General features: G+C 32.8%; 23 protein-coding genes, 3 pseudogenes and 1 other annotated feature. Of the genes and pseudogenes, 18 read left to right on the top strand and 8 right to left on the bottom strand.

Annotated elements, in window-relative coordinates; translation table 11 throughout:
- Nucleotides 1-10 precede the first annotated feature (10 nt).
- The 8 genes and pseudogenes from Q9306_RS17410 to Q9306_RS17375 all read left to right on the top strand — a co-directional run bounded on the left by Q9306_RS17410 (nucleotide 11) and on the right by Q9306_RS17375 (nucleotide 5,255).
- On the top strand, nucleotides 11-895 hold the full coding sequence (locus Q9306_RS17410; RefSeq protein WP_306200739.1) for an alpha/beta fold hydrolase: 885 nt from the start codon (nucleotides 11-13) through the stop codon (nucleotides 893-895).
- Nucleotides 896-919: 24 nt separating this feature from the next.
- A pseudogene (locus Q9306_RS17405) lies at nucleotides 920-1,096 on the top strand (transposase domain-containing protein); the annotation flags it as partial.
- A gap of 250 nt (nucleotides 1,097-1,346) precedes the next feature.
- A complete protein-coding gene (locus tag Q9306_RS17400; RefSeq protein ID WP_306200735.1) occupies nucleotides 1,347-2,183 on the top strand; it encodes an endonuclease I family protein in 837 nt (278 codons plus the stop codon).
- Nucleotides 2,184-2,380: 197 nt separating this feature from the next.
- Complete coding sequence (locus tag Q9306_RS17395) at nucleotides 2,381-3,244, top strand: helix-turn-helix domain-containing protein (protein WP_306200733.1); 864 nt, start codon at nucleotides 2,381-2,383, stop codon at nucleotides 3,242-3,244.
- A gap of 51 nt (nucleotides 3,245-3,295) precedes the next feature.
- On the top strand, nucleotides 3,296-3,673 hold the full coding sequence (locus tag Q9306_RS17390) for a VOC family protein (protein ID WP_306200731.1): 378 nt from the start codon (nucleotides 3,296-3,298) through the stop codon (nucleotides 3,671-3,673).
- A 181-nt stretch (nucleotides 3,674-3,854) separates the two neighbouring features.
- Nucleotides 3,855-4,061 carry a hypothetical protein gene (locus tag Q9306_RS17385; RefSeq protein WP_306200729.1) on the top strand — a complete coding sequence of 69 codons (207 nt, stop codon included), beginning with the start codon at nucleotides 3,855-3,857 and terminating at the stop codon, nucleotides 4,059-4,061.
- The gene (locus tag Q9306_RS17380; protein ID WP_306200727.1) at nucleotides 4,048-4,236 is read left to right on the top strand and encodes a hypothetical protein; all 189 of its coding nucleotides are present in this window, start codon (nucleotides 4,048-4,050) and stop codon (nucleotides 4,234-4,236) included. The genes Q9306_RS17385 and Q9306_RS17380 overlap by 14 nt, the downstream gene beginning before the upstream one ends.
- Before the next feature lie 308 nt (nucleotides 4,237-4,544).
- Complete coding sequence (locus Q9306_RS17375) at nucleotides 4,545-5,255, top strand: hypothetical protein (RefSeq protein ID WP_306200725.1); 711 nt, start codon at nucleotides 4,545-4,547, stop codon at nucleotides 5,253-5,255.
- A gap of 317 nt (nucleotides 5,256-5,572) precedes the next feature.
- Here the strand turns inward: Q9306_RS17375 and Q9306_RS17370 are convergent.
- Nucleotides 5,573-6,407, bottom strand: a pseudogene (locus Q9306_RS17370) (VanW family protein).
- 778 nt (nucleotides 6,408-7,185) lie between these two features.
- Between Q9306_RS17370 and Q9306_RS17365 the strand changes: the two are divergent.
- Nucleotides 7,186-7,674, top strand: a complete 489-nt coding sequence (locus tag Q9306_RS17365) for a hypothetical protein (RefSeq protein ID WP_306200723.1) — start codon at nucleotides 7,186-7,188, stop codon at nucleotides 7,672-7,674.
- Between the two features lie 332 nt (nucleotides 7,675-8,006).
- Here Q9306_RS17365 and Q9306_RS17360 read toward each other — a convergent pair whose 3' ends face one another.
- Both Q9306_RS17360 and Q9306_RS17355 read right to left on the bottom strand, forming a co-directional pair.
- Nucleotides 8,007-8,471, bottom strand: coding sequence for a DMT family transporter (locus tag Q9306_RS17360; RefSeq protein WP_306200721.1), 465 nt, complete (start codon nucleotides 8,469-8,471; stop codon nucleotides 8,007-8,009).
- 13 nt (nucleotides 8,472-8,484) lie between these two features.
- Nucleotides 8,485-8,907 (bottom strand): DMT family transporter, encoded by a 423-nt coding sequence (locus tag Q9306_RS17355; RefSeq protein WP_306200719.1) that lies wholly within the window; start codon nucleotides 8,905-8,907, stop codon nucleotides 8,485-8,487.
- A 96-nt stretch (nucleotides 8,908-9,003) separates the two neighbouring features.
- Here Q9306_RS17355 and yeiL point away from each other — a divergent pair, with 96 nt between their 5' ends.
- Together yeiL and pssA are read left to right on the top strand one after the other, a co-directional pair.
- Nucleotides 9,004-9,702, top strand: coding sequence for a transcriptional regulator YeiL (gene yeiL, locus Q9306_RS17350; protein WP_306200717.1), 699 nt, complete (start codon nucleotides 9,004-9,006; stop codon nucleotides 9,700-9,702).
- A gap of 240 nt (nucleotides 9,703-9,942) precedes the next feature.
- A complete protein-coding gene (gene pssA / locus Q9306_RS17345) occupies nucleotides 9,943-10,434 on the top strand; it encodes a CDP-diacylglycerol--serine O-phosphatidyltransferase (protein WP_306200715.1) in 492 nt (163 codons plus the stop codon).
- A gap of 235 nt (nucleotides 10,435-10,669) precedes the next feature.
- Here the strand turns inward: pssA and Q9306_RS17340 are convergent, their stop codons facing one another.
- Complete coding sequence (locus Q9306_RS17340; protein ID WP_306200713.1) at nucleotides 10,670-10,870, bottom strand: DUF1657 domain-containing protein; 201 nt, start codon at nucleotides 10,868-10,870, stop codon at nucleotides 10,670-10,672.
- Nucleotides 10,871-11,232: 362 nt separating this feature from the next.
- Here Q9306_RS17340 and Q9306_RS17335 point away from each other — a divergent pair, with 362 nt between their 5' ends.
- Together Q9306_RS17335 and Q9306_RS17330 are read left to right on the top strand one after the other, a co-directional pair.
- On the top strand, nucleotides 11,233-12,459 hold the full coding sequence (locus tag Q9306_RS17335) for a phospholipase D-like domain-containing protein (RefSeq protein WP_306200711.1): 1,227 nt from the start codon (nucleotides 11,233-11,235) through the stop codon (nucleotides 12,457-12,459).
- Between the two features lie 176 nt (nucleotides 12,460-12,635).
- Nucleotides 12,636-12,740, top strand: a pseudogene (locus tag Q9306_RS17330) (tyrosine-type recombinase/integrase); the annotation flags it as partial.
- A gap of 22 nt (nucleotides 12,741-12,762) precedes the next feature.
- Here Q9306_RS17330 and Q9306_RS17325 read toward each other — a convergent pair.
- Both Q9306_RS17325 and Q9306_RS17320 read right to left on the bottom strand, forming a co-directional pair.
- Nucleotides 12,763-13,941, bottom strand: a complete 1,179-nt coding sequence (locus tag Q9306_RS17325) for an MFS transporter (protein WP_306200709.1) — start codon at nucleotides 13,939-13,941, stop codon at nucleotides 12,763-12,765.
- A complete protein-coding gene (locus tag Q9306_RS17320) occupies nucleotides 13,941-14,507 on the bottom strand; it encodes a PadR family transcriptional regulator (RefSeq protein WP_306200707.1) in 567 nt (188 codons plus the stop codon). The genes Q9306_RS17325 and Q9306_RS17320 overlap by 1 nt, the downstream gene beginning before the upstream one ends.
- A 223-nt stretch (nucleotides 14,508-14,730) precedes the next feature.
- Nucleotides 14,731-14,986 (top strand) — a binding site (T-box leader).
- 85 nt (nucleotides 14,987-15,071) lie between these two features.
- On the opposite strand from Q9306_RS17320, the gene lysS reads away from it, so the two are divergent.
- The 4 genes from lysS to Q9306_RS17300 all read left to right on the top strand — a co-directional run bounded on the left by lysS (nucleotide 15,072) and on the right by Q9306_RS17300 (nucleotide 17,698).
- On the top strand, nucleotides 15,072-16,625 hold the full coding sequence (gene lysS / locus Q9306_RS17315; protein ID WP_306200705.1) for a lysine--tRNA ligase: 1,554 nt from the start codon (nucleotides 15,072-15,074) through the stop codon (nucleotides 16,623-16,625).
- Between the two features lie 228 nt (nucleotides 16,626-16,853).
- Entirely contained in the window at nucleotides 16,854-17,060 is a 207-nt protein-coding gene (locus Q9306_RS17310) for a helix-turn-helix transcriptional regulator (protein WP_306200704.1), read from the top strand.
- Nucleotides 17,057-17,488, top strand: a complete 432-nt coding sequence (locus tag Q9306_RS17305; protein WP_306200702.1) for a hypothetical protein — start codon at nucleotides 17,057-17,059, stop codon at nucleotides 17,486-17,488. Before Q9306_RS17310 ends, Q9306_RS17305 begins: the two co-directional genes overlap by 4 nt.
- A gap of 15 nt (nucleotides 17,489-17,503) precedes the next feature.
- A complete protein-coding gene (locus Q9306_RS17300) occupies nucleotides 17,504-17,698 on the top strand; it encodes a hypothetical protein (RefSeq protein WP_306200700.1) in 195 nt (64 codons plus the stop codon).
- A gap of 124 nt (nucleotides 17,699-17,822) precedes the next feature.
- Here the strand turns inward: Q9306_RS17300 and Q9306_RS17295 are convergent, their stop codons facing one another.
- Both Q9306_RS17295 and Q9306_RS17290 read right to left on the bottom strand, forming a co-directional pair.
- The gene (locus tag Q9306_RS17295) at nucleotides 17,823-18,542 is read right to left on the bottom strand and encodes a phosphotransferase (protein ID WP_306200698.1); all 720 of its coding nucleotides are present in this window, start codon (nucleotides 18,540-18,542) and stop codon (nucleotides 17,823-17,825) included.
- Nucleotides 18,529-18,693 carry a hypothetical protein gene (locus Q9306_RS17290; protein WP_306200696.1) on the bottom strand — a complete coding sequence of 55 codons (165 nt, stop codon included), beginning with the start codon at nucleotides 18,691-18,693 and terminating at the stop codon, nucleotides 18,529-18,531. The genes Q9306_RS17295 and Q9306_RS17290 overlap by 14 nt, the downstream gene beginning before the upstream one ends.
- A 302-nt stretch (nucleotides 18,694-18,995) precedes the next feature.
- Between Q9306_RS17290 and Q9306_RS17285 the strand changes: the two genes are divergently transcribed.
- Entirely contained in the window at nucleotides 18,996-19,235 is a 240-nt protein-coding gene (locus Q9306_RS17285; protein WP_306200694.1) for a DUF3977 family protein, read from the top strand.
- Nucleotides 19,236-19,427 lie beyond the last annotated feature (192 nt).

Here is a 19,427-nt window from a genome sequence, read left to right as displayed (position 1 = left end):
GGAGAAGAAAATGAACTGCTTTTTTGTAGAGTTTAATGGTTATAAAGTAAGTGTCTGTGAATGGGGAAATAGAAATAACCCTCAAATTATTTGCTTTCATGGTTTAGGAAGTACAAAATTAAGTTTTATAGAGATAGCTGAACTATTAAAAGATAAATATCATATTGTATCGTTTGATTTACCTGGACATGGGAAAACACCAAGTTTTGAGAAAGATGAAGATTACGGTGTATGCCATTTAACAAATTGGGTAGTAGCATTACTTGAGCAGATAGGAAAAGAAACATTTCATATATTAGCACATTCATGGGGAGCAAGCGTTGCGCTTCACTATGCAGCGGAATGTCCTAAAAAGGTTCGTAAAATGGTTCTTTTAGATGGCGGTTATCATCATGGTGAGATGAATAAGAATTATTTTGCAAAGCTATATAAAGATGCAAAAGAAGGAGAGTGTCCACCGCGATCATTAGAAGAAGAAATCACCCATTATGAAAAAGATTTTGATGAATATATTTTTGACAGTAAAGAAGCATTCATCCAATCAGAAAAAATGGTTTACAGCAGATGGTCACCATTGATAGAAAGTGCTGTTTATGATTTAATGCGAGAAGAAGATGGGAAAGTGAAATGGCATGCTACTGGTAATACTGCTAGAGGTGTAATTAAATTTCAGTATACGGTTTATAAAACATTGAAGTTGCACAAGATCAAGAATGACATACTCCTATTGTATTGTGATCTTCCTCATAATTATTTAGAAATAAGAGAATTGCAAGTTGTTGAATTTAAGAAACATATTGATATAACGACTAAGTTGTATAAAGAAACGGAGCATTTAATGCACTGGGATAGACCTAATGAAGTTGCTGAAGATGTTGTAAATTGGCTGAGATAATGAAAGGAAAGTGCGGTGTTCAAAGTTGAAACTGCAGAAGAGAACAATTTAAGTCCCTATCATTATCTTCGTTATTTGTTTGAAACGCTTCCCAATATCGATTTAATCAATAAAGAGGAAATTGATAACGTCTTACCGTGGTCAATGGATTTATCATCTAGTTGCAAAATACCGAAAAAAAGTGAAGAAAACAAAAAGTAACTCTAAAATCAACCTTTATTATTTTGGTTCTAGATGCTAAGCATTTTGTTGTGTGGTTTTCTCTGAAGGTTTTTAACTAGTAACCAAATATGTATAATTGCATAACTAAATTGAAAAATATGGGTTATTATTAAATTATATTTTTCATGTAGACGAGTAGTCTTACTTAAATGTGAAACCGTTTACATTTTTTGGAAAGAATTATTTTTGTTAATGAGTGAAAATTAAATTTTAAAGGGGATTTGTGTATATGATGTTTCGAAATACAAAACTTGCTATCTTTACTATTTCTTCATTTTTTATTTTAGGTTCTGCATCCTTATCATTTACAGATACCGTGTATGGTGAAGGTGTTTCTACGTCTTCAAAAGTAAATCAAGGGGCAACTTCAACTAATTATGATGATACATATTATAATAGCATGAAGGGGAAAACGGGCTTAGAGTTAAAAAAGGAACTTCATAATATTATTGATAATCATGCAAAGATATCATACAGTGCAGTTTGGGAAGCGCTAAGAGATACTGATGAAGATCCAAATAATAAAAATAATGTACTTCTCTTATATACAGGGCGTTCGCAAGGGAAATTTACAAATGGTTCAGGAGTCGATAATTGGAACCGAGAGCATGTTTGGGCGAAATCCCACGGTAATTTTGGGACGGCTGCAGGGCCTGGAACGGATCTTCATCATCTAAGAGCTACAGATGTATCTGTAAATAGCTCACGTGGAAATTTGGATTTTGATAACGGTGGTGTGAATCATTCAGAAGCAACAGAATGTAAATATGATAGTGATTCTTGGGAGCCTCGTGATAGTGTAAAAGGTGATATTGCTAGAATGCTATTTTACATGGCTGTTCGTTATGAAGGGGATAACGGTGAAGTAGATTTGGAACTAAATGATAAAGTAAACAATAACAAAGCTCCCAATATGGGAAAGCTATCTGTTTTACTAAAATGGAATGAACAAGATCCCGTTGATGCTTTTGAGCGAAAACGTAATGAAATTATCTATACAAAGTATCAACATAACCGGAATCCATTTATTGATCATCCTGAATGGGCAAATGAAATCTGGAAATAAATAAGTAAAATCATAGTTTAAAAAATATAAAGTGGAAAGGAGTGGTCGTAAGGATCGCTCCTTTCTCATGTTTACTATACAATAATTGGTCTGTAAGGGATTGGTGAGGAGAGTAAAAGGATTTTTGCTAAACTTCCATTATTATGTATAATTGAATTATTCGAAAATTAAAATTGCATTCTTACGGAGACGGTGTTATGAATTATATGGATTCTACTAATTTTGCTTTACATGCAAAAAGTAAGCAGTTTTATTGGAAAGGGAACGGTCAATTATCTATTAAAACATTTTCTAACGGAAAAGCACATTACAAGACTAGTAAAGGTTTTTTTGCTGTCGAGGAAAGTAGATATTTACTTCTAAATGAAGGATCATATACTATTTCAATTGATGAAAAAAAGGAAGTAGATTCTTTTTGTATCTTTTTTAGAGAGGGATTTGCAGAGGGAATTTTAAACTCATTAAGTGAATCAAATAATAGACTTCTTAGCGATCCTTTTAAGGATAAGAGCGATATCGGATTCTTTGAAAAAACTTATGATACAAGTAAATTTCTATTGTCTCAAATAACAAAATTTAAAGAGAACTTATTTATTCTTAAGAATGATCCCGTTGGTTATGAAGAACAATTTCATAAGTTAATGCAAATCATTCTATTTGAACATCTTGACGCATGGAAAGAAGTTGAATCATTAAGAGCAATACGTAATTCTACAAGAGAAGAATTGTATAGAAGGATTAGTATCGCACATGAATATATAAGGGCTTATTATGATAGACCAATTAAATTGAATGAAATTGCCCAAATTGCTTGTTTATCGCCAAACCATTTATTAAGAACATATTCACAAATATATGGTAAGACACCTCATCAGCATATATCAGAGTTTAGAATTCGAAAAGCGAAAAAGCTTTTAACACAACTAGATTTCAATATGACTGATATAACATTTGAACTAGGATTACAAAATCCTGTATCTTTTAGCAAAATGTTTAAACAGCATGTTGGGATTTCTCCTATTGAATTTCGAAAAAAGGTGATTTTGGATAAGAAAAACTAAGTTTAATTGTATATTCTTAGAATGAAATAATATTTGAAAGGGGAATTCTCATTGGAAACTACTATGATTCAGAAAGTTGGACAAATTGGGGTACCAGTTAAAGATCTAGATAGAGCAATTAATTTTTACAAAGAAAAACTAGGGTTATTACTTCTATTTAATACTGACACTATGGCATTCTTTGAATGTAACGGGTTGCATCTCTTTTTAAGCCTTCCAGAAAAAGAGGAATTTGCTCAATCTAGTTCAGTCATTTATTTTCAAGTTGAAAAAATAAAAGAGACTTATGAAGATCTATTAAGCAAGGAAATTGTTTTTATCGATGAACCACATATTGTAGCAAAAATGGGACAATTAGAAACATGGATGACATTCTTTAAAGATACAGAAGGTAATACACATGCTTTAATGAGTGAAGTAAAATCGTAATGAAAGAGACTGTTATCAACGGTCTCTTTCATTGCTTTCAGTTGTTTAGCCTCTTACAATATAGGGGGATTTATATATCACTTTACCACTATTTCTGTTGTACGGTTAGCTTTGCTAAATATCAAAAGACACATAAAAGGGTAGTATTAACATCCGTAGGGAGAATAAGGTGGTCATTGAAATGCTTGTCAAAGGATTCAGCATTTGGCTTAGTATCGCTGCAGTTGGAGTTATTAGTTTCACTTTGTTATCTGAACATGTAATATTTGCGGTGATTGTACACATAATATGGAGTACAGCAATTGGTTTTGGACAATCTTCATTAACAGTTTTAATTTCAGAATTAAGTTCAAAAGTAAGAGGTACGTACCGTAATGGTTCTGAATAGCTCAGCGATGTACATTGGAATGATGTTTGCATCCGCGGGAGCTTCTTGGTTATTGATAGACGGGCACACATTTTTAGCTATTAGCATAATGTGTGCATTTGCTAGTTTCTTAGTGTTGCCGATTATTCATTTCTTAATAAAAGAGAATTCGCTTTCATCAGTAGATGAACAATGAGTTCAAGCAAAATAATTTGAGAATGTATCTTAGAAAATATTTTTATTGTTACGGTGACATGCCCCATAACCATAAAGTTAATATCTCATAATTCCCCCAGAACGAAAAAATTGTACATTTTGCTTGTTTTTATTGTTTTGGGTTAACTCGTTCTTTTTAGCTTGATGGTGATGGGGCAATACCCCTTATCGTAGTTAGATCCACATTTTCCTGATTCTACTCCACTTGAGAATCGATAAATATGAAAATTAATTTGTGATGATACATAGTTTAGAGCAAAATATGAAAATAATTTAGGAGGGGGATTTATGGAGAGGCATGTATTATTACCAAATGAATTGAAAAAAGAAGCTCAAGATATGGGTTTTTTTCTTATCGAGGGAAAAGTAGATTTGGATTCAGAAATCAACAAAATAGAAATACCAAATTTAAAAGATTTCCTAGAATTTCAAGTTCATGTAGAAAACAAATTATTATTCTTTGAATATGAGTTTGAATATGAGGAAAACTATATTATTTCTGATGAAGATCAGTGTATGTACGAAGAATATGAAGAAATAATACAATCACAGATAAGATTGAAAATCGCTAAACATAATAAAACAATAAAAGATATCGATTTTAATAAACCATATAGTTTATTAATGTATTATATAAAGGACGGATTCCTATTTTATAACCATACCATTAAAGATGATGACTCTTCTATTTATGAAGAAACATTGGAAGATATTATTGAATCAGCGATACAGGAAATACCAGAGGAAACACTAGAAGAAATTAAAATGAATCGCCGTGCAAAGACTGATAAAGAAGTACAGCAGTTAAAAGAACTAATTTTTGCCGATCCAAAATTTAAAACTGCTACAAACGTAACGTTCAGACAAGCATATTCTTCTCGTTTTTTCAAAAATAACTCTGAATATATAGACCTTTTACATCGTGCTAATTACCGTCATCCAAATCTTTTCATAGAAGAAATTTGGAAAGAGTTTAAGGGAAAGGGATTACATAAATAAGCTATAAGGGGTCACAACACATGCCTATCAAGCTAAGATTTTAAAGTACCCCCTAAATGGAAATTTTTTGTTTTTTATAGCACCGAAGTTCATTTTTATCGTTTTGGGGAAGAATGTGTTTCTTAAGTTGATGGATATGTGGCGGGGCCTCACATCCATCAACTTAAGGATTTAGACTATTCTTGAAGTTAAAAGCACGTTACTATTCTTTTATATTAACAAGAAAGAGTGACGTACTTTTTATACATAATTTCAGTGTACACAATGACATTATGTATTTTTTGCACCAGAACCGGATAAACTACTGGTGTGCTATATTAATTTCCACTTTCCTCGTTATTACAAGCTAATAAGGGTTCGTACATCATTATAGCGTGATTCTCCGTTACGTATTGATCTTCTACAAACTGTTTCTGTTGGCTATATACTCTACGTTGAATAACATTATGTCGTATATAACCACCCCAGTATGCAGGTTGAATTGAGTGTTCTTTTTCGTAAATTTCATATTGAAAAAGCTGCGGATAGGTTGTTCTCCATTCGCCAACTAAATGTGTATCTGTGATATAAAGGTGAAGTTGATACGATTGGTCCGTTTCATTTTTAATTTGTAAGTCCAAATAGTTATAGGAACAAGTTGCTCCGCTTCCAAATGGTTGGGTACGCTTGGAATCAGGAAAGACATCAAAGCTATGACGATATCGCTCTGTTACTGTCAGTGGTGTATGTAAGGTCATCCAATATATTAAATTTGAGAGCTGACAAAGCCCTCCTCCAATGCCTGCTTGAAAAGATCCATAGTGCAGTATCCATACCTTCTACATACCCTTTTCTCCTAGTAGGCTTACCAATTAAACGCCAGTAAGAGAATATTTCTCCCGGTCTAATGACGATACCATCTAGCTGTTTAATGGCAATCTTTAAATTAACAACTTTATTCTGTTGATACCACATATCTACATCCTTGAGCTTACGAAGTAGTATCGTTCGGTGCTGAATCGCTGTACAGGGTAACTTTTCTTGTTGTAAAGTTTTTGCGTATGTTTTTCCGTCTGCTAACCACTGGATGTACCTCTTTGTAGAGTAATACCATGTTCCTAGCATAATACGATACTTAGACCGCTGTTTAGGACGTAAGTTCACTATATTCATTTTATTTCCTCTCTCTCTATCGTTTTCATATTTTGACCTGGTCAAGAAAAACTAGAACACTTTCGCTAAATAAGTGTTCAATTTTGCATAACGCTCACAATGGGACAGTTAAAAAGCAATCTCTATATGTTTTACTTAGCCTTGAAGATATTTTGCATCAGATAAAACCAGGAGATACTTATGAAATTCGGAATGCCTATATTGAACAACAAAAATAGCTGAATTAGAAGAATAAGATATTATTTAGATAAAATTTTATTATTCAATTATAGTAGATCTTTCTCCATCCTCAAACAACATAAATTCCGTTTCCCCATCAACTTTTTAGCGTAAATTTAGAAAAGATTTTGCATCTTTTTCCGTAATGAATCAAATCATGAAATAAAAACCTCACTTTAATTAATTTATCGTAACGATACATAATTCGATTAATATCTATATAAATCATCTTTTTTGAACTAAGAATATTATATACATACCAACATCCTCATTTATGCGGAGGAGAACAAAAAATTTGTTCTGCTAAAATCAAATATCTTACAGTACTAGACTAAATACACGCAAAATTCTCGTTTTAGGGAACAAAGAAATTTTTAAGGTGATGGGCATGGAGAGTCTTTATAGTAAAGAACAACAACACTGAAAATTTTTATTGATAAGGATAAAAAAGGAAAAGATGGAATAATATCAAAAAAATAAGATGCATTTTAATTTAATTACGGATAAAATTGTATATATAACTATATAATGGTATTTTGAGGAGGAAGGGAATTTTAAAATGAGAAATAATAAACAAAAATACTTCTACTATTTTGTAATGGTTTTACTTTTTAGTTTAATCGGTTGTTCTTCTAAAGAAGCAAAATCATCTATAGTAATAAACGAGAATGAACAACAAGTGGAATTAAAATTACTAAAGGATAGCGAAATAGAAGATATAAACATATTAAAATCACAAAAGGATAATGGTCATTTAATAACAAGCAGGTCTCTAACTTCAAATGAATCCTTAATTAAAGATATTGTCAAAACTATAAAAGATGGTACACCAATTAAATCTCGTTTTGATGAAAAGGCAAAAAAATCTTCAATAGAAATGGAAGTTAATTTTAAAAACGGTTCAAAAGAAACTCTTTTCGTTTTAATTAATGATAAAGATAAGGTTTCTGTAGTAAAAGAATCCGGTGAAGGTTACAGGCTTAAAGATGATGCTCCTAAGGTAGTAGTTGATTTCATCTTAAGCAAAGAAAGAAGCAAATCAAACTAAAAAATATACTAAATATTACAACTGTAGATTTATCTTTTTCTCTCTACATAACTTTGTAAATAATTTAAAGGCACTAATTTGTACAAACTGCTTTTTCTCGAATAGGTATTTTCTCTTTATGCCTTATATAAATCCTCTTTTTACAATCATTGTGCAAAAAAGATGGAAAAATCAAACTATCTTTAAGAGAAGAGATTTATAAGATGATCAGAATTCCTGGAAATTTTCCTGTTATTATTCAATTTAATAACTATTGTGGAAAGAGAAATTAGATATTTATAAGTTGAATTTATTAGAAAATAATATGCAATTAAATTTATAAGAAACAAGCCTCAATAGGCTTGTTTCTTACTTTGAACAGATAAATCTGTTCGATCTATAATCAAGTTATATGTGAGTCCCATTAATACTAATAAACCGCCGACTATCTTACCAATCGATATTTCATGTGAACTGAAAAAATCAAGGATAATGCCCATACCTAATTGACCGATAAAAATGAGTAATGTCAAATAGAAGGAAGATATTTTAGGAATAATATAGTTCGATAATCCAATTACTACAACACCTACTAATCCACCTAAATAGGCAAGAAACGGTATGGACTGCAATGTTGTGTAGGACATGTTAAAAGATTCATTACTAAAAACTAAAAATAACAACGAAAAAGCGAGACCAGTAATATAGTTGAAAAAAGTACCTTGGAAAATTCCAATTTGCGTTGCTAAATTTGCGTTAATCACCCGTGCGATTACAATAGAACAGCCAGCTAAAATGGCAATACAAATGTATAACATTATTTCTCCTCCATTAATAAATATTCATAACAATAATTCCAGAAGCGATCAGAAGTAAGCCAACCAATTTCTTTTTTTCAAACTTCACAACTTTCATTTCTAATAAGCCGAAATGGTCGATGACAATAGAAGTAATAGCCTGACCGAGTAAGCCTAAAGCGATTGTTAAGGATACACCGAGTGCTGAAAAGCTCATATTTGTAAAAAGTACAGTGAACACCCCAATAGCTCCCGCGCTATATAAGTAAAGCGGAATCCCTTTATAAATCTTAAGTTTAAATTTACCCACTAATAAAATGATAATAACCGCAATTAATCCAACAGTATGAATGAGAACACTAGCGTTATAATTTCCTATAACTTCTGCTAAGATACCATTTAGTGGAATCATCAGTGCGATGAGAGCACCAATAAATGCGGAAAGTAATTTATACATAGTATTTCCCCCTTGCAATTTTAAGGTAAATTTACCATGATTGAAGTATCGTGTATGATGACATATGTCATAGTAAAGAGGGGATTTGGAGGATTTATGAAAAAAATATATGATTCGAAGAAATTAGATGAGTATATTCAAAAGAATAAAATTGAAGCTTTTTTTAGTCAGGGCATAAAGTCTGTGATGGAGCTATTGTTATTTAAAAAGAATGAATACATATGTAGGGAAAACGAAACGCTTCATTATCTTTACTTTTTTGTAGAAGGGAAAGCAAAGGTATATACGACGTTAAGTAATGGTAAATCGTTATTATTAACTTTTTATAATGGGTTTGAAGTCATGGGAGATGTAGAATTAGTTCGTTCTCAAAAAACGTTTTCCAATGTGCAAGTGATAGAGGACTCCTATTGCATTGGAATCCCATTAGAGAAAATTAGAAAACGTTTACTTCATGATGCAACCTTTTTAAGTTTTATTTGTGATTCTTTAGCTCATAAACTCGCAAGACTTGCCCAAAATAGTTCCATTAATTTACTTTATCCACTTGAGAATCGATTAGCGAGTTATATTCTTGCGACAAGTGAAAGTGTTGAAATTGAAAAGAAAATAATGGTATTTCAAGGGAATTTAACGGAAATATCGGAGCTATTAGGGACAAGCTATCGGCATTTGCTGCGAACATTAAATATTCTTTGTGATAAAGGAGTATTAGAGAAGAAGGACAGTTATTTTGAAGTAATGGACGAGTCTTTATTACAAGAGTTGGCGGCGGATGTTTATAAACAAAATTAGACATATGTTTGTAAGTGAAGCTGTGAGTAGAGTAAGATGATTTTCATTAATGATGAAAATACGATAAAAAATGAAATAAGCTCGATCTTCCTTTAGGCAATGCAGCTTTAAGGGCAATTGGTCCGATTTTCTTGTCGAATTTGCTTAGCGTACACTAGTCATGATTTTTAAAGAATAACGGAAGAATATATTGAAAATGCTACATAAATAGTAAGTTTGATCAACTTAGGGGGGACAACTTTGTTCAATTGGATAGTAAAATCTGTACCTAATTTATTTACGATTGGAAATTTATTGTGCGGTGTTTTTTCAATCACCTTAAATATGAACGACTTTTTGGAAGCCGCCTCCATTTTTATTTTCTTTTCGGCTGTTTTAGATTTTTTTGATGGAAGGATTGCAAGAAAATTAAAAGTGAATAGTGAGTTTGGCGTAGAATTGGATTCCTTAGCTGATATTGTTAGTTTCGGAGTTGCTCCTGCACTTCTATTCTATTCGATAGCGGCACCATCTATTTTAACTTCTTTGGCATTTATCCTTTTCCCAACGATGGGTGCTTTAAGATTAGCTAAATTTAGTGTTAAACCAACCATTGGATATTTTAAGGGATTACCTATTCCAGCTGCTGGATTACCATTGGCTGGTATGGGGTTGTTTTCATATAGCAATGCATGGATTACCTTAATCCTCGCTTTCTTAATGGTAAGTCCAATTAGGTTTAAAAAACTTTAATTGGGCTACCGTCCCATGCCTATCAACTTAAGCATTTGAAAACACACCCAAAACGAAAAAATGTGCATCTTCAGATGAAAATGTACATTTTTTTGTTTTGGAATACTTGCTTTTCTTATCTTGATATTGATGTGGTGAGACCCTTTAATTGTAATCATCATTTTGATAATCATTATCTAAGCTAAGCTAAGCACTCTTCCATGTGGGCGATATTCTATGTGAAAGGTATATGTTATTACTGGTACTGAGGCTCTTCTTGTTCAATTTGCTGAAGACGAGGATTTAAAGATTCAATAATTTCTTGAGTTTGTTGTGCTGCACCTTTATATAATTGTTTTGCTTGCTGGTTATCAGTATCAAGAACAAATCCTTCTAGGCATGCTTGAGCACTCTTTAATCCAGCGATAGTTTGTTTAAGTTTAGTGCTTACTGTCATGTAGTATTTCCTCCTTGTAAATGTACTTCAAAATATAGAATGCCTATTTTGTTATTATAGTACGATTTCCAATTTTAGGGTTATCAAAAATAATAACCTTAAATTAGAGTTATGTGAATGAGAAATTTTACAGTTAATTATTTGAAGGAGGACTTTTTTTAACCAATAGATACATGGAATATCGTTAAGTGGTGTTAACTTGATTTGAATGAAATATTTATAAGGAAAATCTACCATGTAAGAATATAATTGACTTACATATTCTATGGTAAAGATTAGCTTCATGGATGGATATGGAATAGTTTTGTCCCGATAACAAAAACTAACAGAAAGAAAACGATAATATATAAAGGAGATTAAATATGCTGAAAAAGATAAGGGGAATTTTCCGAGTACTCCTCTTTGTATTTATCGGCGGATGTTTTGTTTTGCTTGTCTGGGCTGAAATTGACAGAACAACAGCTGAAAAAAGTGGGAGATTTGACCAGAAGCCTAGCCAATACCCTATTCGTCAAAGTGATATTACTATGTATACAGACGGGAAACAGTTAAACAATCAATTATTCTCAGATATAAAGAAAGCAAAACATTACGTGTATATTAACTTTTTCTCTATTGCTGATGATAAAGTAAGTCATCAGTTTCTAGAGTTATTGAGGCAAAAAAGTCAGGAAGGTGTAGAAGTATACTATGCTGTGGACAGGCTAGGTGGAGTTTTACTAAAGAAGAAGGAAAGAGAATTATTAGTTAAAAGAGGCGTGCATTTTACGTATTACAATAAGCCTACTTTCCCTTATTTTTCTTCTTCTTTGGATCATCGGAATCATCGTCGTATTTCAGTTATTGATGGAAAAATTGGATACATTGGCGGATTTAACATTGGCAAGAAGTACTTAGGGGAAAAAGAAAAACTTGGTTACTGGAGAGATTATCACCTTCAAATACGAGGAGAAGGAGTTCAAGATCTAGAACACCAATTTGTGTTAGACTGGAAGAAAAACTCAGAGAAATCGATTCCGATACACAGTGCGATAAAGGAAAAGGGAGCAACCTCGCATCGATTTACAGCATATTATAGCGGAGAAAAACTTGGGCAAGATTATGCAATGCTGTTTCAACAAGCAAAAGAATCCATCATTATATTAACACCTTATTTTATACCAAAGGACAAAACTATTTGGAACGCATTAGTAGATGCAAGAAAGAGGGGAGTCCGTGTCAAAATTCTGTTCTCACCTCATTCGGATGCACTGTTAGTTAAAGAAGCAGCGTATCCATATATCCGAAAAGCATTAAAACAGGGAATAGAAGTATATGGTTATAAAAAGGGAGTGTTACACGGTAAAGTATTTTTGATTGATGAAAAAGTATTGATGGTTGGGACCGTGAATTTTGATTCGCGCTCGTTTCATTTAAATGAAGAAATGAACTGTTATATCCATGACCCTGTCTATATTTCGAAAACAAAGCCAGTCATTAATGCAGACTTACAAGATTCAAAGCCAGTAACATCCTCTGACGTCAATCAATTATCTATAAAAGAAAAAATGAAAGAAAAGATTGCAAAAATGTTTGAGTATTATTTGTAAAAACAAAGGATTTTTATATTAAGGAGTAGTTACTGACACTAATAAAGAAAGCTATGGGGTACCTTCTCATGCCCATCGGGTTAAGATCTTTTAATACCCCCCAGACCGAAAATTTTGGGTATTTTTCGCTTGAGGTAACTCGTTCTTTTAGCTCGATGGCAATATGGCAGGACCCCTATAAGCAAACTAAAGATGAAGCACTGAATCATAGTACATGCCAAATTACACTTAAATATATTGGAATTAACAAAGAAGAAAAAGGTAAAATCTTGGATACTTTTTTAAAAATACGTTATAGGATAGTCACGTTTGTTTTTTTATTTTCCCAAAAAACAGTCCAAGATAACATAGAAGAATAAGACTAAAGGTGTACAATGTATTTGTTAATCCAAATAAATCGGATAGACCGCCACTTAACGTCGGACCGCAGAACATACCAATTGAGTATGCTGTATTATAGATAGCAAAGAGTGTGCCATATGCACGAATTCCATTTTTGTCCGCGAGGTATGTCAGTTCTGGCAGAGCAGGTGCTAATAAGAAACTAAAGCTAATTCCTAGCACAGCAAGAACAACTATTTCAAAGATAATATTAGGAACGAGTGTTGTGAATGGAAAGCATATAGCGGCAATAATAAGTCCAATAATCATTGTTTGATTTCTGCCAAGCTTATTTGAAAGTGTTCCAATTACTGGAGCAGTAAATCCATAAGCGAGAGTGGGAACAGCAAATAAAAGGCCAATTGTTCCGGAACTTAGGTGTAAAACATTATGTAAATATAAAGGAAGAGTGGGCTCTAAAGCGCTAGGCAAAGCCGATCCAATAATAATAATTCCAATAATCATAAATAAGGAGTGCATCTTTAAGATGGAACGATAAGAAATGCGTTGCTCAGAATCTTGTTTCGGTTCATCGTGAAGTAATGTGATTCGTAATATACCATCAATAAGTGCGATTACTGCTGCGAATATAAATGGTAAGTGATAGCCACCCCATTGGTAAAGAAAACCACCAATAGTTGGACCTAATAGCATCCCAATTGCTTGGCCGGATAGAGCGATGCCCATTGCTTTCCCGCGTTCTTTTAGAGGGAATACATCTGCAAGAAGAGCTAACCCAGCTGTCCATGTTGCAGCGGCAGATATACCTTGAAGCATTCGTGCTACAACCAATAACCAAAAACTGTTCGCGAATCCAAATAACAAAGTTGCAGCTGCTAATCCAAATAAACCTAGAATCATTGGGAGTCTTCTTCCTACTTTATCGGAGATCACCCCTAAAATTGGGGTAGCGAGTAGTAATGTAATTGCATAGCTGCCGAATAAAAAGCCAATTTCAGCTTGCGTGGCCCCAAGTGTTTTTGCGTAGTTTGGTAAGATAGGCACGATGATTCCATAAATAAGCATGTCAGTAAAGACAGCGACTGCTACAACCCATAAAGCAGCTTTTTGTATTCGAGACATTTTTATTTTGGGTTGCATCATTTTTCCTCCTCTCTGGTCTTTTCTTCTAATATAGATAACTTCTTTTCTAGCTTTTCGATAAAACGAAGCTGCATCTCACATTGTTCATAAATATTTTCAAATATAAGAGTTACATGTTCAGGAACGTCGATCATTTTCTCTTTAATCGATTGTCCTGCTTTCATATTTTCGTACATGTCTACAATCCCTTTTTTTTGTTCCTGCAAAGAAACTGTAATTTTCTCGATAGAAACTGCATCAGCTGTGAAAAAGGTTAGTGCTGTATATAGCTGAGTTGGAAAACTTACCGAAGATTGCTGGAAAGATTCAATCATTAGCTTGTGAAATTCATCTTTTCCAGCTGGTGTGATACTATATATTGCTTTGGAACGATTTCCTGTTTTTTCAACAGTATCTAGTTCGACTAATCCTTCTTTGTCCATTTTCTTCAAAGCGTGGTAAATAGAAGCAGGAAATACACCTGCCCACGTATCCGTTTGCGCAGATTGCATTGCTTGCTGTAATTCGTAGCCAGACATAGGACCATACTGCATTAATAAACCAAGTACCATTAATCTTGTCATCATTATCCCTCCGTCAAAATAGAAAACATTTAATACTAAACGTTTAGTATTAATGTAAGCTTATTAAATAATTTCCGTTTTGTCAAGATTTGGTATGTGTTTTGTTATTCAACTTAAGTACGTCACTGGTATAACGATACAACCTGCTATAAATAATAACCAAAAATAATTGACAATAATCATTATTCTGATTATTATTAATGCAATTAAGAAATTGAAAATATTAACAGCGATGAAGAGAAGAGTAATTAAGAAATGTTATGTAACAGAGAACTCCGGTAGCTGAGAAGGAGAGGTAGCGTTCTTAATGAAAAAAGACTTGGAGCTTCGTATGGAACTAAGTTGATTAGGGATAATGCGACGGGTTCTCCCGTTATAGAGATAGGGTATACGCAAATTGCCGTACCCGAAGAGGTTGGTATGGCGACATATCAATAAACTGAGGTGGTACCACGATGAGCACAACTCTCGTCCTCAAGATTTATAATCTTGGGGGTGGGAGTTTTTTTATTTTGGAAAAAGGTAAAAGTGAATTGAAATGATTTTATGAAGAGGTGATAGTATATGCACTGGGCATATAAAATAGCAGGCGAATTAATTAATAAATATCCAAATAAAGATACTTTTGTGTGTGCGTCAGGAATTAGTCCTTCGGGATCAGTTCATATAGGGAACTTCAGGGAGATTGTAACAACGCATTTTGTAGTAAAGGCACTGCAAGACTTAGGGAAGAAAACACGTTTTATTTTCTCATGGGACGATTATGATCGTTTTAGAAAAGTTCCTAAAAACGTTGATCCATCTTTTGAAAAATATATTGGTTTGCCGTATTCAGATATTCCAGATCCTTTCGGGTGTCATGCGTCGTATGCAGAACACTTTGAAAAAGAATTTGAAAAGTCTCTAGCAGTCTTTGGAATTGAAGTGGAGTTTCTATATCAAAGTAAGGAGTATAGAGCTGGTAGATATAATAGGCACATTCTTCATGCACTACAACAAAGAAAAGAAATATATGACATAGTCATGAAATTTAAAACGAGCGATATCTCAGAAGAAGAGAAAAATGCTTTCTACCCAATTGCACTATATTGTGAGAATTGCGGAAAAGACCATACAGAGATAAAAAAATTTGATGAAAAAAATAAAACGATTGAATATGTTTGTAGTTGTGGAAACCATTCTATATTATCGGTGATGAGAGCAAATAATATGAAATTGAATTGGAAAATAGATTGGCCTATGAGATGGATGGTTGAAGATGTCATTTTCGAACCAGGAGGAAGAGATCACTCATCAGAAACAGGAAGTTATAACGTATCAAAAGAAATCGCTAGGAGGATTTTTAACTATGAAGCACCTAACTACGTGGCTTATGAGTTTATAGGAATAAAAGGTGATCATAAAAAAATGTCTAGCTCAGCTGGAAATATTATAACGCCAAATGAACTACTAAACATATATTCACCTGAAATCATCCTCTTTATGTTTTCTAAGTATAAACCAAATGCATCTTTTAACATCGGTCTAGATGAAGATGTGATTAGAAATTATTCTGAATATGAAAGGTTTCGAGAGAATTACCGAAATGGAACGATACAAGATAAAGATATATGTCTTTCACTTAAATTATCAAAAGTTAACGATGGAAATGAAGCATTTCCGAAATTTAACCAAGTAGCAGGTGTCTTACCATTAGTAAACTTTCATGTGCAGGCATTACAAGATGTGCTTAGTAAAACAGATGAGGTATATACCGTAACAGAAGTCAAGAAAATAAGTGATCGAGTAGAATATTGGATTAAAAATTGGCATCCGCAAAAAATGATTCGTATAAACGAAAAGAAAGATATCGAATACTATGAAGCATTAGATGTGATTCAGAAAAAGTGGTTAAAGGAATTTTGTGACATACTCCGTAATAATAGGCAGATAGATCAATTAATGGAGAGAATATATGCAATTTGTCATGACGAGGATAAGAAAATCATGAGAGCCAATCAAAAGTTATTATTTAATATGGTATATAAGCTTGTTTTGAATAGTTCAGCTGGTCCACGCTTGCCGTTATTAATTCAGGTGGTAGGGATTGAGCGAATGGTTTCTTTATTAGATTTTTAATAAAAATAGGCTGTGAATAGGTAATGTTGTATCCGTGGATAATATTTTTTCGTTCTATAATGTTTATTAAAAATTATTTCTTGTTTTTTAAAGGGATTTTATAAATTGAAGATACCTTTCAAAATAATGGTTCCTCCTACCTTGAGATACAGAGGAACTGTTATTTTGATGTAATTTATACTTTACATAAAGGAATATATATATTACATTTTAAGTGGAGGGTGTTAAATGAAAAATCATGTAAAGGTTGCTCGTGTAAAAGCAGATTTGACACAACAACAGCTTGCTGATGCGGTCGGTATTACAAGACAAACGGTTAGTCTGATTGAAAAAGGGAAATATAATCCGTCATTAAAGCTTTGTTTACAAATTTGCTATGCCGTAAATGCAAAATTAGATGAAATATTTTGGGTGGATCAGGAGGATTTTGAATGAAAAAAATTACAGATGAAAGACTCATTTTAAGGAATTTACAAAATATTAAAATTGCATATATCGTCCAAACAATCGGGGTTTTATGTATTCTTGGCTACGACTTCATTCAAGGAGGGATGGAGAGAATGTGTGAGAATCCCCTTTGGATGGTATTTATGTTAACCGCTGTTGTAGCTGGCTATTTATCGATGAGTATTGGCGTAGAACATGAAAAAGAAATAAAAGATCCTAAGAAATCATTTGTTATTGGCATGGTCGTATTAACTGTTATTGCGGCAGTTTTTGCTTATCTTACTTCAATTACACCCAACTTTGGCTGGGGAGATGGTTTATTAATAGGAACTATTATATTTATTTGTGGTTTTATACCAATTGTTTATGTGTATAAATTAAGAGTGAAGCAAGTACAGGAGTTAGAAGATGAGTAGAAGGTAGTGATATAATTGTTGTCATTTTTTAAAGAAAAAAAGCTAGTTTGTTATATTTGTTCTAAGGAAATTATTGAAGGAGAAGAATTTGTTGCTCGGTTGAATCTACCAACTAAATCGTTAATGCCAGTTGGGGTGTTAGATAAAGTATTAGTAAAACATGCAAAAGAAATTTTGTGTAAACAATGTCATCAACAAAGTACAAATTAAGGAAGCATTTGAAGATAGCGTATTCTAAAATGTCAGATGCTTTAATAAGGAATCCATTTTGAACCTTTTTTCAAAATGGATTCCTTCTATTTACAGTAAATGCACGTTCAATTAATATCTGACTTTATTTCAAATCAATATCAACCTTCCATCTATTCCACGCTACAATGTACTGTGGTAAATCCTCTGGATGATGTCGAATGGAAGTAGCGATGCGACAATATAAACCTAGTAATATTTCTTCATATAAATCTATTTCATTTTGAGGCTGACCATTGTTTAGAAGGGAAACAGCTGGTTGGATAACATGCAACTCTAAATCGTTTGGCGTTGAACAAAACGCGTATACAAGATCGTAAATGGGAGAGCCTGCAATTGGAGTAGGATCGATCACGCCAACTAATTGTTCATCGCTAAAAAGGAAATTATGAAAACCAAAATCCCCGTGTATTAGGTAAGGCGTATCATTCTTATTTCTTTTCAGCTGATTCGTTACGATGTTCCGAATGAGTTGATGATCTTCAGTATTTAAATGGGATTGAATGGTTTTGTAAGCTTCGGTAATGCGAGTATGTAGGAATAATCCCCATGTTGATTCTGGCTTATCTACCCATCCCCATTTGCTTGCATCACACATTGGATGATAAGAGTTTATTATATGTGATGAAAGGAAAGTTAGTACAGTACGTTTATCACTTTTGCGATTATTAGTTGAACCAGTCATATATTTATAAACTATGTAGTTGTCATTAGGATCCATATACATGAGTTGTGGAAATAAATGCTGGTCTTGGAAGCGATTCAAAAACAGTGATTCAGCTTGTAAGACATTAGGCTTGTTCATTTTCACTACATAATAAGGGAGTATCGTCATATGTAATAGAGCCAACAGTACTGCTGCTTCCGCCGTTTAGGCTTTTATAGTAGCCGAAAGGTTCAATAATTCCTTTATTTTCAAGGTCTTTTAGTATGTCTTCAGTGATAGAGTGCTGCATAATTTTTACCTCCTTAAAATATTTGAAGTTAACTTTTAAAAATGATTATTCTGTATTTTCGGTCATTTATATCTTTTCATAAAATGCTTCTTATGACAATGCTTTACTAGTTTTGATGATAGTCAGTGTCCCAAATGGAATGACTATGGTTTGTTAATGAGCAATAAAAGAAGGATTCTATATTCCATTCATAGAACAAATAGTATGGCCAAAAGAGAAAATCAATATAAGAAACAGAAGTTAACATAATATAATTATGTTAACGTGGAAACTGATAAGTATTTTGATAAGGAGAATTACAATTGAAATATGTTGAATTTGGAATCGGAAATAAGTGGCTTGTTAGGACAGAAATAGAATATGATGACGGAACTGAGACGGAGCAGCGTGGTATTGTGAAGCCAATTCATTTTGAATCGGCATATATGAGATGTTGGGTAAGGAAAACTTGTTTCATTATAGATACAAAAGAAGGTTTTAAGAAAATAAAAAAGAACCGTAATGAATTCAAATTTATTTTTGGGATTGTAAGTAGGAGATAAGTAGAGAGCGAGAGATATAAGGGGAAATAACGATCCAACTGCGGGAGATTTTATTAAAAATAATTTGCTTCACATTCCAAATGAGGAAGAATCAATGTTGTTATTGGGAAAAATAGTGAAAATAAGTTAAAATGAGAAAAATATCTATGAGGGGAGTACTACATAAAACAGAATTTGATTTGTTAGTATGTG

This window comes from Bacillus multifaciens (assembly GCF_030756675.1).
Lineage (GTDB): Bacteria > Bacillota > Bacilli > Bacillales > Bacillaceae_G > Bacillus_A > Bacillus_A multifaciens.
The sequence above is the reverse complement of the archived record's forward strand: the minus strand, read 5'-3'. Positions and strand labels throughout refer to the sequence as shown.

Bases quoted from the DNA above. Each gene is read 5' to 3' on its own strand.
- Q9306_RS17410 (WP_306200739.1), top strand. From the start codon at position 11: ATGAACTGCTTTTTTGTAGAGTTTAATGGTTATAAAGTAAGTGTCTGT.
- Q9306_RS17400 (WP_306200735.1), top strand. From the start codon at position 1,347: ATGATGTTTCGAAATACAAAACTTGCTATCTTTACTATTTCTTCATTT.
- Q9306_RS17395 (WP_306200733.1), top strand. From the start codon at position 2,381: ATGAATTATATGGATTCTACTAATTTTGCTTTACATGCAAAAAGTAAG.
- Q9306_RS17385 (WP_306200729.1), top strand. From the start codon at position 3,855: ATGCTTGTCAAAGGATTCAGCATTTGGCTTAGTATCGCTGCAGTTGGA.
- Q9306_RS17380 (WP_306200727.1), top strand. From the start codon at position 4,048: ATGGTTCTGAATAGCTCAGCGATGTACATTGGAATGATGTTTGCATCC.
- Q9306_RS17375 (WP_306200725.1), top strand. From the start codon at position 4,545: ATGGAGAGGCATGTATTATTACCAAATGAATTGAAAAAAGAAGCTCAA.
- Q9306_RS17365 (WP_306200723.1), top strand. From the start codon at position 7,186: ATGAGAAATAATAAACAAAAATACTTCTACTATTTTGTAATGGTTTTA.
- Q9306_RS17360 (WP_306200721.1), bottom strand. From the start codon at position 8,471: ATGTTATACATTTGTATTGCCATTTTAGCTGGCTGTTCTATTGTAATC.
- Q9306_RS17355 (WP_306200719.1), bottom strand. From the start codon at position 8,907: ATGTATAAATTACTTTCCGCATTTATTGGTGCTCTCATCGCACTGATG.
- yeiL (WP_306200717.1), top strand. From the start codon at position 9,004: ATGAAAAAAATATATGATTCGAAGAAATTAGATGAGTATATTCAAAAG.
- Q9306_RS17340 (WP_306200713.1), bottom strand. From the start codon at position 10,870: ATGACAGTAAGCACTAAACTTAAACAAACTATCGCTGGATTAAAGAGT.
- Q9306_RS17335 (WP_306200711.1), top strand. From the start codon at position 11,233: ATGCTGAAAAAGATAAGGGGAATTTTCCGAGTACTCCTCTTTGTATTT.
- Q9306_RS17325 (WP_306200709.1), bottom strand. From the start codon at position 13,941: ATGCAACCCAAAATAAAAATGTCTCGAATACAAAAAGCTGCTTTATGG.
- Q9306_RS17320 (WP_306200707.1), bottom strand. From the start codon at position 14,507: ATGACAAGATTAATGGTACTTGGTTTATTAATGCAGTATGGTCCTATG.
- lysS (WP_306200705.1), top strand. From the start codon at position 15,072: ATGCACTGGGCATATAAAATAGCAGGCGAATTAATTAATAAATATCCA.
- Q9306_RS17310 (WP_306200704.1), top strand. From the start codon at position 16,854: ATGAAAAATCATGTAAAGGTTGCTCGTGTAAAAGCAGATTTGACACAA.
- Q9306_RS17305 (WP_306200702.1), top strand. From the start codon at position 17,057: ATGAAAAAAATTACAGATGAAAGACTCATTTTAAGGAATTTACAAAAT.
- Q9306_RS17295 (WP_306200698.1), bottom strand. From the start codon at position 18,542: ATGAACAAGCCTAATGTCTTACAAGCTGAATCACTGTTTTTGAATCGC.
- Q9306_RS17290 (WP_306200696.1), bottom strand. From the start codon at position 18,693: ATGCAGCACTCTATCACTGAAGACATACTAAAAGACCTTGAAAATAAA.